10 protein-coding genes are annotated in these 12,159 nt (G+C 64.4%); 5 read left to right on the forward strand and 5 right to left on the reverse strand.

Features of this window, described 5'->3' with window-relative positions; genetic code table 11:
- Positions 1-8: 8 nt before the first annotated feature.
- The 3 genes from V6B08_RS19155 (at position 9) to V6B08_RS19165 (ending at position 3,836) form a co-directional block, all read left to right on the forward strand.
- Positions 9-1,007: a Bug family tripartite tricarboxylate transporter substrate binding protein gene (locus tag V6B08_RS19155; RefSeq protein WP_341983924.1), complete on the forward strand. Its 999-nt coding sequence runs from the start codon at positions 9-11 to the stop codon at positions 1,005-1,007.
- Between the two features lie 82 nt (positions 1,008-1,089).
- The gene (locus tag V6B08_RS19160; RefSeq protein ID WP_341983926.1) at positions 1,090-2,322 is read left to right on the forward strand and encodes an MFS transporter; all 1,233 of its coding nucleotides are present in this window, start codon (positions 1,090-1,092) and stop codon (positions 2,320-2,322) included.
- Positions 2,319-3,836: an acetate--CoA ligase gene (locus V6B08_RS19165; RefSeq protein WP_341983928.1), complete on the forward strand. Its 1,518-nt coding sequence runs from the start codon at positions 2,319-2,321 to the stop codon at positions 3,834-3,836. The genes V6B08_RS19160 and V6B08_RS19165 overlap by 4 nt, the downstream gene beginning before the upstream one ends.
- A gap of 3 nt (positions 3,837-3,839) precedes the next feature.
- On the opposite strand, the gene kefC is transcribed toward V6B08_RS19165, so the two are convergent.
- From kefC to V6B08_RS19180, 3 genes are read right to left on the reverse strand one after another with little or no spacing between them, the layout of a single operon-like run.
- Positions 3,840-5,657, reverse strand: coding sequence for a glutathione-regulated potassium-efflux system protein KefC (gene kefC, locus V6B08_RS19170; protein WP_341983930.1), 1,818 nt, complete (start codon positions 5,655-5,657; stop codon positions 3,840-3,842).
- 3 nt (positions 5,658-5,660) lie between these two features.
- Complete coding sequence (gene kefF / locus V6B08_RS19175) at positions 5,661-6,269, reverse strand: glutathione-regulated potassium-efflux system oxidoreductase KefF (RefSeq protein ID WP_341983932.1); 609 nt, start codon at positions 6,267-6,269, stop codon at positions 5,661-5,663.
- 15 nt (positions 6,270-6,284) lie between these two features.
- Entirely contained in the window at positions 6,285-7,037 is a 753-nt protein-coding gene (locus V6B08_RS19180) for an SDR family oxidoreductase (protein WP_341983934.1), read from the reverse strand.
- A 116-nt stretch (positions 7,038-7,153) separates the two neighbouring features.
- Between V6B08_RS19180 and V6B08_RS19185 the strand changes: the two genes are divergently transcribed.
- Together V6B08_RS19185 and V6B08_RS19190 are read left to right on the forward strand one after the other, a co-directional pair.
- Positions 7,154-7,795: a DsbA family oxidoreductase gene (locus tag V6B08_RS19185; RefSeq protein WP_341983936.1), complete on the forward strand. Its 642-nt coding sequence runs from the start codon at positions 7,154-7,156 to the stop codon at positions 7,793-7,795.
- A complete protein-coding gene (locus tag V6B08_RS19190; protein WP_341983939.1) occupies positions 7,782-8,294 on the forward strand; it encodes a PAS domain-containing protein in 513 nt (170 codons plus the stop codon). The genes V6B08_RS19185 and V6B08_RS19190 overlap by 14 nt, the downstream gene beginning before the upstream one ends.
- On the opposite strand, the gene mfd is transcribed toward V6B08_RS19190, so the two are convergent.
- Together mfd and V6B08_RS19200 are read right to left on the reverse strand one after the other, a co-directional pair.
- On the reverse strand, positions 8,295-11,837 hold the full coding sequence (mfd, locus tag V6B08_RS19195) for a transcription-repair coupling factor (protein ID WP_341983941.1): 3,543 nt from the start codon (positions 11,835-11,837) through the stop codon (positions 8,295-8,297). It abuts the gene before it with no gap.
- A 2-nt stretch (positions 11,838-11,839) separates the two neighbouring features.
- The gene (locus V6B08_RS19200; RefSeq protein ID WP_341983943.1) at positions 11,840-12,106 is read right to left on the reverse strand and encodes an FAD assembly factor SdhE; all 267 of its coding nucleotides are present in this window, start codon (positions 12,104-12,106) and stop codon (positions 11,840-11,842) included.
- Positions 12,107-12,159: the final 53 nt, after the last annotated feature.

Below are 12,159 nucleotides of genomic sequence, written 5' to 3' on the forward strand. Positions count from 1 at the left end.
GGAACGTTATGATTCGGGCCATCTCGCGGCGCAGCCTTGCCGCAGCTATTGCCTTCACCCTGCCCGCTCTTGCGGTCCTCGGCGCTTCCGGCGCTGCCCAGGCACAAGCCTGGCCGAACCGGCCGATCACCTGGGTCGTGCCCTTCCCGGCCGGCGGCGGCACCGATGCCTTTGCCCGTCCGCTGGCTGCCGTCATCGGCAAGGCGCTGAACCAGCAGATTGTAATCGATAACCGTGGCGGTGCCGGCGGCACCATCGGTGCCAGCGTGGCGGCCCGCGCCCCGGCTGACGGCTACAACTTCTTCATCGGCGCGGCGCATCACACCATCGCGCCGTCGCTGTATCCGAAGCTCGATTACGATCTTGAGAAGGATTTCGTGCCGATCACCGTGATCGCGCAGCCGCCGCAGGTGATCGTGGTCAACCCGCAGAAGGTTGAGGCCCGCACGCTGGCCGATCTGATCAAGTATCTCAAGGCCAATCCGGGCAAGATGGATTACGGCTCGGCCGGCAACGGCACCACGCACCACCTGGCCGGCGAACTGTTCAAGATCGTCACCAAGACCGAAATCACCCATGTGCCGTATCGCGGCGCCGGCCCGGCCATGCAGGGCCTGCTGGCGGGCGAAGTGCACATGATTTTCGACGGCCTCGGCACTTCGGCGGGCCAGATCACTGGCGGCCGCATCATTCCGCTGGGCATGGCCTCGCCGACGCGCAACGGCGCCTTCCCGAATGTGCCGACCACCAAGGAAGCCGGGCTGGATGGCTATGTCGTCTCCACCTGGTATGCCATGTGGGCGCCGAAGGGTACGCCGGCGGATATCGTGTCGAAGATGTATGCCGAGACCCGCAAGGCGCTCGACTCAGCCGAACTCAAGGACATCTGGTCGAAGAACGGTTCGGATACCCCGACCATGACCCCGGCGGAATTCGCGCCGTTCGTCAGTTCGGAAATCAAGCGCTGGGCGGAAGTGGTGAAAACCTCCGGTGCGAAGCTCGACTGACCCGGCGTTTCCTGTAACCCTGTCTGCGTTTTAAATAACCTGGCGGTGCGGCTCCCGGCGGGGCCGCACCGAAGAGGCTGATGTGTCGATTGCGTACCGCATTCTGGTCTGCTGCTGCCTGAGCTATATCATCAGCCAGTTCTACCGCTCGGCCAATGCCGTGATCGGCCCGGATCTGATGCGGGAACTGCATCTCACGCCGGATGACCTCGGCATCCTCACCGGCGCCTTCTTCATCACTTTCGCGGTCAGCCAGTTCGCGGTCGGTATCGCGCTCGACCGCTGGGGCCCGCGCCTCACCATCCTGGTTACGCTTGCCATCGCCTTCATCGGCGCGCTGTGGTTCGCCACCGGCGATGGCCTGCTGGAATTGACGCTGGCCCGCATCGTGCTCGGCTTCGGCTGCAGCGCCTTGCTTACGGGACCGCTGGTGCTGTTCGGCCGCTGGTTCGCGCCGGAGAAATTCGCCACCATTTCCGGCATCCTGATCGCGGTCGGCAATCTCGGGGTCATCGCCTCCACCGCGCCGCTGGCCTGGTTTTCGCAAACCTATGGCTGGCGTGCCGCCTTCTATGTTTCGGGCGGTTTCACTGTGCTGCTGATCGTGCTCTCCTGGTTCGCGCTGCGCGATGATCCCGATCCGGCGAAGGCAAAGGCCGTGCAGGGCGAAAGCCTGACCGAGACCATACGCGGCATCGGCGACGTGGTGCGCAATCCCAGTTTCCCCTATCTCTTCGTCTTCATTTTCACCGTCTATGCCACCTTCATCACCCTGCTCGGCCTGTGGAGCGGGCCTTATCTGCATGACGTGCATGGACTCGACACCACGGCGCGCGGCAAGGTGCTGATCTTCATGGCCGTGGGTGCGGCCATCGGCTATTTCCTCTGGGGACCACTCGACCGCGTGTTCAACACACGCAAATGGCTGCTGGCAGTCGGCGTCGGCACACAGGTGCTCTGCCTCGCCGCCATCATCCTGATTCCGGGCCTGAGCGTATTCACCGTCGGCGCCATCCTGACACTGATCGCGGTGATGAACGGCTCCACGGTGATGATCTTCGCCCATGCCCGCAGCGTGTTTCCGCCGGAACTGGCCGGACGCGGCATCACCACACTGAATATCGGCACCATGGGCGGCGCCGCCTTCCAGCAGATTCTCACCGGCTACCTGATGGCATGGTTGACGCCTGCCGGCACGCAGCCGACCGAGATGGCTTACCGCATCGTGTTCGGCCTGCAAGTGGTGCTGCTCGCCGCGGCGCTGGCCTTTTATCTGCGGGTGCCCGATGCCAAGCCGGGTATGATGAAGCAATGACCGAGCCTGTCGCCGCCCGTTTCAACATCGCGCGCTACTGCCTGGAAGCGAATGCCCGGCTGCGGCCGCACAAGACCGCCATGATCCTGGTCGGTGAGGCCAGCGAAACCCGCATGAGTTTCGCCGAGGTGGATCTCGCCGTGCGCCGCCTGGCGGCAGGGCTGCTCAGCCTGAACCTGCCGCCACGCTCGCGCATCATGATCCGCATGGCGAACGATGCCGATTACGCGCTGACCTATTTCGCCACCATCGCCGCCGGCCATGTCGCCCTGCCCTCCAGCGCGCAGCTCACTGCCCATGAGGCCGAATTCCTGCTCGGCAATTCCGGCGCCGCCGCTGTCGCCGCCTCCGCCGAACTGGCGCGCGACCTGAAGCTGCCCGATGGCGTGCTGCTGCTTGATCCGGCAACCCTGGCACGGCTGAAGCAAACGCCGCCGCTGGAAGGCTATGCCGATACCTCGGCCGACGATCCCGCCTATCTGATCTATACTTCCGGGACCACAGGCAAGCCCAAGGGTGTGCTGCATGCCCAGCGCGCCGCCTGGGGCCGCCGGCCGATGCATCAGGGCTGGCTCGGCCTGCAGGAAAGCGATGTGCTGCTGCATGCCGGCGCCTTCAACTGGACCTACACGCTCGGCGTCGGCCTGGTCGATCCCTGGGCGGCGGGCGCCACCACGGTGCTCTATAACGGCCCGCGCGATGTCAGCATCTGGCCAAAACTGATAGAGCGTCACCGGGCCACCATCTTCGCCGCCGTGCCGACGCTCTATCGCCAGATCCTGAAATACGGCGATGTGAAGCAGTTCGACCTTTCCAGCCTGCGCCATGGCTGCACGGCCGGCGAGGCCTTGCAGCCCGCCCTGCTCGCCGAATGGCAGGAAGTGATGCAGAAGCCGCTCTATGAAGCCCTCGGCATGAGCGAGATTTCCACCTACATCTCCACCGGCCCCGGCATGGCGATAAAGCCCGGCAGCCCGGGCAAGCCGCAGCCGGGCCGCCGTGTTGCCATTCTTCCCGTCGATAGCGACAGCACCGAGGCTTTGCCCACTGGCGAGATCGGCCTGCTGGCGGTGCATCGTTCCGAGCCGTCGCTGATGCTCGGCTACTGGCACCGGCCCGAGGAGGAAGCCTTGGTCTATCGTGGCGACTGGTTTCTCGGCGGCGACCTCGCCGCGCTCGATGATGATGGCTATCTCTGGCACCATGGCCGCAACGACGACGTGATGAATGCCATGGGCTACCGCGTCTCGCCGGCCGAAGTGGAAGCCGCTTTGGCCGATCATCCCGCCGTGCAGGAAATCGCCGTCACCGAATTGCGCGTGCGCGCCGATGTATCAGTGATTGCCGCCTTCATCGTGCCGCGCGAGGGTGCCCGGCCGGATGTTCAGGACCTCGACGCCTTCGCTCATGACCGCCTGGCGGGCTATAAATGCCCGCGCGAATGGCGCTTCATCGACACCCTGCCGCGCACCGCCAATGGCAAAGTGCAGCGCAAACGGTTGGCGCAGACTTAAGCCCTAATCCCAGCCCAGCTCGCGGTTCTCGCGCACAGCCACCTCGTCGGCTTCCAGATTCTGCCGCAGGCGGGCGCGGGCCTGCTGCTGCAAGGTGATGCGCTTCTCCAGGCCTTCATCCCAATGGGCATGCATATTGGCCAGCAAGGCTTCGTTATGCGCCTTGAACATCAGAGCGCGCTTGCGGGCGGAATAAGCGCCATGGCCCAAAGCTTTCAGGGTTTCCTCACCGAGCCGCAGCGCCGAATGGAAAGTCTCGCGTTCGATCACCGCCACCTTGCGGTTCATCAACTCCACTGCATGCACGACATCGCGGGCGCGGGCGATGATGGTGAGGTTCGGGAAATGCCGCTGTGCCAGATCGACAAGCTTCAACGAGTCTTCCTGACCGTCAATGGCAACAATCAGCACGCGGGCCTTGGCCGCACCGGCGGCTTCCAGCAGATCGAGCCGCGTCGCATCACCATAAAACACCTTGAAGCCGAACAGCCGCAGGGCGTCGATGGTTTCCGGATCGTGGTCCAGCACCGTGGCATTGATATGGTTGGCGAACAGCAGGCGCGCGGCAATCTGGCCGACGCGGCCGAAGCCGGCGACGATCACCGGGTTGCCTTCGTCCTCCACCACATCCTCGGGCCGGTTCGACACCACCACCAGCCGGGGTTCGATCACCTTGTCATGCAGCACCAGCAGCAGCGGGCCGAACAGCATCGACAGCGCCACCGATACGGTGAGCAAGGCGGCGATATCGGCGTTCATGACACCGAGAGTACCGGCCGCGCCGAACAGCACGAAGGCGAATTCGCCGCCCGGCGCCAGCAGGAAGGTGAACAGGCTGATCTGCCCGCGCGGGATTTTCGCCAGCAAGGCCAGCACAAAGATGACGGCGGATTTCGCCAGCAGCAGGCCGGCCACCACCGCCAGCACTTCCCAAGGGTGCGACAGCAGCAGGCCGAAATCCACGGTCATGCCCACCGAGGTGAAGAACAGGCCCATCAGCAGGCCCTTGAACGGCTCGATATCGCTTTCCAGTTCATGGCGGTATTCGCTTTCCGCCAGCAGCACACCGCCGATGAAGGCGCCGAGCGCCATGGAAAGCCCGGCGAACTGCATCAAGGCCGAGATGCCGATCACGATCAGCAGCGCAGCAGCGGTAAATATCTCGCGCAGGCCGGTGCTGGCGATGATGCGGAACAAGGGCCGCGTCAGATAGCGGCCGCCAAGGATCACGGCGATGATCACTGCGATAGCCAGGCCCGCCGCCTGCAAGCCCTGGGGGCCAGTGGTATTAGCCGCCACGGGAGCGATGGCCAGCAGCGGCAGCACCGCCAGCGCCGGGATCACCGCGATATCCTGGAACAGCAGGATCGAGAAAGTTGCGCGCCCGCCCGGTGTGCCGAGCAGGTTGCGCTCGGTCAATGGCTGCAGGCCTATTGCCGTGGAGGACAGGCCGAGGCCAAGGCCGGCAACCACCAGAGTCTGCCACGGCCAATGGAAGGCCAGGCCGAGCAATCCCAGCGCCAGGGCGCAGCCGGCAAGCTGCGCCGTGCCAAGGCCGAAGATCGGCCCACGCATCTGCCACAGTCGGCGCGGCTCCAATTCCAGGCCGATCAGGAACAGCAGCAGCACCACGCCGAATTCGGAGAAATGCAGAATCTCGACCACATCGGTGATCAGCTTGAGGCCCCAGGGGCCGATCACCACGCCGGCGACGAGATAACCGATCACCGAGCCCATGCCGAGGCGCTTGGCCAGCGGCACGGCAATCACCGAAGCGGCGAGGTAGACCAGGGCGGAGAATAGCAGGCTATGCTCGTCCATGTTTCAGCGGTCCGTTTCAGGCACGTCCGGCTGGTCACAGCCGACACAATCGCGCGGGTGCGGAAAAGTGTCGAGCCAGCGTGCGTAGGCCGCGGCATGCTCGGCGACTTCCTGATCGCTCTTGGAGCGCACGCCCTGCAGCAGGAAGGGTTCGCGGTAATTCATGCCGCAAAGCACGGCGCTGCGCTCGAAGGGCAGCAGCAGCTCATGCATGGTGACGCGGTTATAGCCGTCGCTGCGATAGGCGAAATCCGGGCCGCCGGTGGAAATCGCCTGCACCAGGTCCTTGCCGTGCAGGGCGTTACCGCCATTGCCATAGGCCCAGCCATATTCGAGCACGGAGTCCATCCATTCCTTGAGGAGTGCCGGACAGCTATACCAGTAGAATGGATGCTGCATGACGATCACGTCATGCGCCTCGAGCAAAGCCTGCTCGCGCTTCACGTCGATATGGAAATCTGGATAGGTCTCGTAGAGGTCATGCAGTGTCACCTGCGGCAATTGCCGGGCCGCCGCAGCCATGGCGCGGTTGACGCGCGAGGCACGGTGATAGGGGTGCGCGAACAGCACCAGGATACGGGGCTTCTCCGCTATCGCTGCTGTGCTGCCCAATGCACCCCTCTCCGGTCAGAAAGCCGACATGCCGTCGTCGGCGGTGATGATGGCGCCATTGATGAAGCGCGAGGCCGGCGAGGCCAGCATCTTGATCAGGCCATCCAGGTCGCTGACATCGCCGACGCGGCGGCGCGGCAGCATCTGCATCAGCTTCTTGCCGCCCTCGGTCTGCCAATGGTCGCGGTTGATCTCGGTTTCGATATAGCCGGGGCAGATGGCATTGGTGTTGATGCCATAGCGCGCCCATTCCATCGCCATGGCGCGGGTCATGTGCACCACCGCCGCTTTCGACATGCAGTAGACGCTGAGCTGACTCAGCACGCGCAGGCCGGCCAGGGACGCGATATTGATGATGCGGCCCTCGATCTTGCGCGCAACCATGCCGCGCGCCACCGCCTGAGCGACGAAGAAGGCGCCCTTGGTGTTGGTATTCATGGTGAAGTCATAATCCTCCGGTGTCACATCGAGCAGTTTGCCCTGGGCCGAAACGCCGGAATTGTTCAGCAGGATGTCGATCTTGCCGAGCTTCTGCTCTACCTCCGCGACAGCGGCCTGGATGCCCGGGATATCGGTCACGTCCATCTTCACGGTCACGGCGGTACCGCCGGCCTTGGTCACCCGCTCGGCGAGGGCGGCCAGGCGGTCCGTGCGCCGGGCGGCCAGCGCCACGGCGGCGCCCTCGGCGCTCAGAATTTCCGCGAATCGCTCGCCAAGCCCGCTTGACGCACCGGTGATCAGCGCCACCTTACCCTGCAACTCACCCATAACGCTCTCTCCCAACACTGTTTCCTGATAATGGTCCGCCGGGATGGTCCCGGTTCCGCCTCGTCCGGTCAAGCCTCGTCTGGCCGAAAACGCCGCCCTCTGCTAAGCTGGTTGTCATGCGCATCGAAATCGTCTCCGACGTCATCTGCCCCTGGTGTTTCATCGGCAAGCGCCGCCTGGAAAAGGCTATGGCGCTGCGCCCGGATATTGAGTTCGAGATCGGCTGGCGGCCGTTCCAGCTCAATCCGGACATGCCGCGCGAAGGCGCCGACCGCAAATCCTACCTGGAAGCCAAATTCGGCGGCCCGGCGCGGGCCAAGGAAATCTATGCCCGCGTTGCCGGCGAAGGTGCCAAGGAAGGCATCGCCTTCGATTTCGACGGTATCAAGCGCACGCCCAACACACTGGCCGCCCATAGCCTGCTGCGCTGGGCGCTGGAAGACGGCGTGCAGTACGACGTGAAGGAAAAGCTGTTCCAGGCTTATTTTCTGCAAGGCCGCGATATCGGCGATGCCGCCGTGCTGGCGGAAATCGCCGCCGAGGCCGGCATGGACCATGCCGCCGTGCTAGGCAAGCTGGAACAGGGCATCGATGCCGAGGTGATCGAGGCCGAGGACCGCATGGCGCGCGAACTCGGCATCACCGGAGTCCCCTTCTTCATCATCGAGCGCCGCTACGGCCTTTCCGGCGCGCAGCCGCCGGAAGTGCTGCTGGACGTGATCGACAAGGCCCTCGCCGTAGCGAATGACGCAACCTGAACCGGACACAACGCCGCAACTGATCACGCCGATCTGCGACAGTGGCGTGATCGACCACGAGCGTCTGCGCCAGTTGTGGCAACTTTGGAAAGACGCCTGTGACGGCGACCGCCTGCCCGGCCGCGAGTTGGTCGATCCGCTGAAGCTGCGCTTCCTGATCGGCATGGTGACGATCTTCGACATCCTGCCCGGACCGCCGTATTTCTCCTACCGCCTGCTGGGCCAGGAAATTGTCGACCGCATCGGCTTCGAGCTGACCGGCAAGCCGCTGGACGCGCATCCCGATCCGATGCGCCGGGCCGTTATCTTCCAGGCGCTGAGCCGCGTGCGCGACGAACGCAAGCCGATGCGGCTGTATTACCCAATCGCCTTCCGCGATATCCGGCTGGCGCATGAGGCGATCCTGATGCCGATTGTCGATGGCGAGGGCAAGGTGATCCAGGCTTTATGCGGCCAGATCATCCCGGAAAATGCGCCGCGCTGGCGCGCCAATAGCTGATCAGTTTTTCTTTGCCGCCCGGCGGGTGGCCTCGGCGGCAATATCAGCCAGCCCCTTGGAGATCGACAGCACGCCGGCCAGGCGCTGCTCAGGTTCCGGCCAGTTCTGCAACAGCACCAGCTTGTGGTCCGGCCTGAGCTTCGCATTGCCGCGCTGCGCCTGGATGAACAGCACCAAGCCCGGCGGATCGGCGAACACGTTGTCGCGGAAAGACAATGTCATGCCCTTCGGCCCGGCCTCGATCTTGGCAATGCCGGCATCGCGGCAATGCTTCTTGATCGCGACGATATCGAGAAGGTGCTGTACTTCCACGGGCAATGGGCCGAAACGGTCGATCAGTTCCGCGGCGAAAGCATCGATCTCCTCGCGGCCCTCCAGGTCGGCGACGCGGCGATAGAGCTGCAAGCGCAGATTCAAATCAGGCACATAGGCTTCCGGGATCAGCACGGCGGTACCGATCTGGATCTGCGGCGCCCATTTCTCGTCCGCCGCCTTCTGGCCCCGGGCCTCGGCGCGGGCATCCTGGATCGCCTGCTGCAGCATTTCCTGATACAGCTCGAACCCTACCTCTCGGATATGACCGGACTGCTCCTCGCCCAGCAGATTGCCGGCGCCGCGCAGATCGAGATCATGGCTTGCCAGCGTGAAGCCGGCGCCCAGGCCATCCAGGCTTTGCAGCACACGCAGACGCTGGTCGGCATTGGCATTCAGCATGCGGCCGGGCTGGTAGGTGAAATAGGCATAGGCGCGCAGCTTTGAACGGCCGACGCGGCCACGAAGCTGATACATCTGCGCCAAGCCGAACAGGTCGGCGCGGTGCACCACCAGGGTATTGGCGGTCGGGATATCCAAGCCGCTCTCCACGATATTGGTGGCGACCAGCACATTGTAGCGGCCATCGTAGAAGGCGTTCATCACGTCTTCCAGTTCGGTCGGCGGCATCTGGCCATGGGCCATCACCGGCTTCAGTTCCGGCACATGCTGGCGGATGAAGTTCATGCCGAATTCCAGGTCGTCGATGCGCGGGCAGACGAAGAAGCTCTGGCCGCCACGGAAATGCTCGCGCAGCAGGGCTTCGCGGATCACCACTGGATCGAACGGCGCCACATAGGTGCGTACCGCCAGGCGGTCCACCGGCGGCGTGGCGATCAGGCTGAGTTCACGCACGCCCGAGAGGGCAAGCTGCAGCGTGCGCGGAATCGGTGTCGCGCTCATGGTCAGCACATGCACTTCGGAACGGATCTGCTTCAGCCGTTCCTTGTGCTTGACGCCGAAATGCTGCTCCTCGTCGATGATCAGCAGGCCGAGCCGCTTGAACTCGATGCTCTTGGACAGCAGCGCATGGGTGCCGACCACGATATCGACAGTGCCGTCTTCCAGGCCCTTCTTGGCTTCCTTGGCGGCCTTGGGGTTGACCAGCCGTGAGAGCTGCTCGATGCGCACCGGCATGCCACGGAACCGCTGAACGAAGGTGCGGTAATGCTGGCGGCAGAGCAAGGTTGTCGGGCAGACCAGGGCCACCTGCTGCCCGGCCATGGCGGCGGCGAATGCGGCGCGGATCGCCACTTCTGTTTTGCCGAAGCCGACATCGCCGCAGACCAGGCGGTCCATCGGCCGGCCGGCGCCGAGATCATCCAGCGTGTCGTTGATGGCACGGGCCTGGTCCTCGGTTTCCTCGAACGGGAAACGGGCGCAGAATTCCTCGTACAGACCCTCCGGTGGCGCGATACGCTCGGCGGTACGGAGCGCCCGCTGGGCGGCCACTTTCATCAGCGCCTCGGCCATGTCCTTGAGGCGCTTCTTCATCCGCGCCTTGCGGTTCTGCCAGGCGACGCCACCAAGCTTGTCGAGGGCTACGCCGGCATCGCCGGAGCCGTAGCGCGACAGCATCTCGATATTTTCCACCGGCAGGTAGAGCCGGTCGCCGCCTTCGTAATGCAGCAGCAGGCAGTCATGCGGCGCGCCGCCGATATCAAGCGTTACCAGACCCTGATAGCTGCCGATGCCATGATCGACATGCACCACCAGATCGCCGGGGCTCAGGCCCGCCGCTTCGGTGAGGAAATTCTCGGCGCGGCGCTGGCGCCGCTTGGCCCGCACCAGGCGGTCGCCAAGAATATCCTGCTCGGCGATAACGCAGAGATCGGCGGCTTCGAAACCATGCTCCAGCGGCAGCACGGCAATGCCCGCCGTGCTGCGCGGCAGGTTTTCGAGATCGGCGGCGAGTTCCACCGACTCAATCGGCTCGATGCCGTGATCCTTCAGCACCAGTGCCAGGCGGTCGCGTGCGCCGGTGCTGTAGGCGGCGAACAGCAAGCGCTTGCCGGCGGTGATCTGCTTTGCCAGATGGCCACCCAGGGCTTCGTAGACACTGACGCCGACCTGCTTCTTTTCGGCGGCCTGCTGCGCTTGGCCGCGCTCGGGCGCGAAATCGCGGCCCGGCCGGGCGCCGAGATCGAGCGTGACCACGCCCTGCCCCGCCACAGTCTCGAATGGATTGAACGCACCCACCGGATGCTTCGCCAATACCTGGCTCCATTCACCGGCAGTGAAATAGAGCCGGTCCGGCGGCAACGGCTTGTAGGGCGAGCCGGCTTCCGCCAGGCCGGATTTCATCGCCGCGCGGCGGGCATCATAGTGATCGGCGATGGTGCGGAAGCGTTCGTCGGCGGCTTCGTCGAGCAGCGCATCCAGCAGCACCGGCGCATCCGGCATATAGTCGAACAGCGTCGAAAGCTGCTCGAAGAACAGCGGCAGCCAATGCTCCATGCCGATATGGCGGCGGCCTTCCGACACCGCCAGGTAAAGCGGGTCATCGTCGGTCACGGTGCCGAACAATTCCCGATAGCGGCCACGGAATCGGGCTATTGAGTCTGCATCCAGCGGCACTTCACTCATCGGCGCCAATGTCATGCCATCGGCATCACCGATGGTGCGCTGGCTGGCGGGATCGAAGCGACGAATGCTCTCCACCACGTCGCCGAAGAAATCCAGCCGCAGCGGCGCCTCGGCGCCGGGCGGGAACAGGTCCACCAGACCACCGCGCACAGCATATTCGCCGGGTTCCATCACCGTGGAGGTGCGGGTATAGCCATTGCGGTTGAGATAGGCGACCAGGCTTTCCGGCGGCAGCTTGCCGCCTTTGGCCGCACTCAGCGCGCTGGCATCGAGATAGGCCGCCTGCGGCAGCCGCTGCAATGCCGCGTTCAGCGTGGTGAGCAGCAGCCAGCCGCCTTCAGGCCGGGAACCCGCCAGTTTGCTCAGGGCATCCATGCGCCGCGCCGCGATCTCGGCATTCGGCGACACGCGGTCATAAGGCTGGCAATCCCAGGCCGGCAGGCCGATCAGTGGCAGGTCTGGGGCAAAGAAGCGCAAAGCCTGTTCCAGCGCCGCCATGCGCGCATCGTCGCGGCAGATCATGATCAAGCCACGGCGCTGCTTGGCCGCCAGTGCCGCCAGCAGGCGAGCATCCTGGCCTTCCGGTACGCCGCCCAGCGCCCAGCGCCCTGGCCGGCCCAGCATATCGGGCAACGGCTGTGCCATGATCAGCGCGGCGGGATGTAGCTTTTGAGCAGCCGCATCACCGGCGTATCGAACTCAGCCGGCACCGGCTCGCGGCCAATCGCCCAGGCATAGATCTGCGGATCCTCGTTGGTATCCAGCAGCGCCTCATACTGATCCAGCATGGTGGCGTCGAAATCCGGTAGATGTGCGCGCGCGAAGCCGCCGAGCAGCAGGTCGGTTTCCTTCATGCCGGTATACAGGCTGCGGTGGATCAGCCGTTTCCGACGGATTTCAATAGGTTCCGACATGACGCCTAGCTCTGGGAATGTGGCCAAGGATATAGTACGCCCCCTAGGGTATC

This window comes from Ferrovibrio sp. MS7 (assembly GCF_038404985.1).
In the GTDB taxonomy this organism is placed as follows: domain Bacteria; phylum Pseudomonadota; class Alphaproteobacteria; order Ferrovibrionales; family Ferrovibrionaceae; genus Ferrovibrio; species Ferrovibrio plantarum.

What these genes read in the sequence shown, in the direction of transcription:
- V6B08_RS19155 (WP_341983924.1), top strand. Translation starts at nt 9, where the DNA reads ATGATTCGGGCCATCTCGCGGCGCAGCCTTGCCGCAGCTATTGCCTTC.
- kefC (WP_341983930.1), bottom strand. Translation starts at nt 5,657, where the DNA reads ATGGACGAGCATAGCCTGCTATTCTCCGCCCTGGTCTACCTCGCCGCT.
- V6B08_RS19190 (WP_341983939.1), top strand. Translation starts at nt 7,782, where the DNA reads ATGACGCAACCTGAACCGGACACAACGCCGCAACTGATCACGCCGATC.
- V6B08_RS19200 (WP_341983943.1), bottom strand. Translation starts at nt 12,106, where the DNA reads ATGTCGGAACCTATTGAAATCCGTCGGAAACGGCTGATCCACCGCAGC.
- V6B08_RS19185 (WP_341983936.1), top strand. Translation starts at nt 7,154, where the DNA reads ATGCGCATCGAAATCGTCTCCGACGTCATCTGCCCCTGGTGTTTCATC.
- mfd (WP_341983941.1), bottom strand. Translation starts at nt 11,837, where the DNA reads ATGGCACAGCCGTTGCCCGATATGCTGGGCCGGCCAGGGCGCTGGGCG.
- V6B08_RS19165 (WP_341983928.1), top strand. Translation starts at nt 2,319, where the DNA reads ATGACCGAGCCTGTCGCCGCCCGTTTCAACATCGCGCGCTACTGCCTG.
- V6B08_RS19180 (WP_341983934.1), bottom strand. Translation starts at nt 7,037, where the DNA reads ATGGGTGAGTTGCAGGGTAAGGTGGCGCTGATCACCGGTGCGTCAAGC.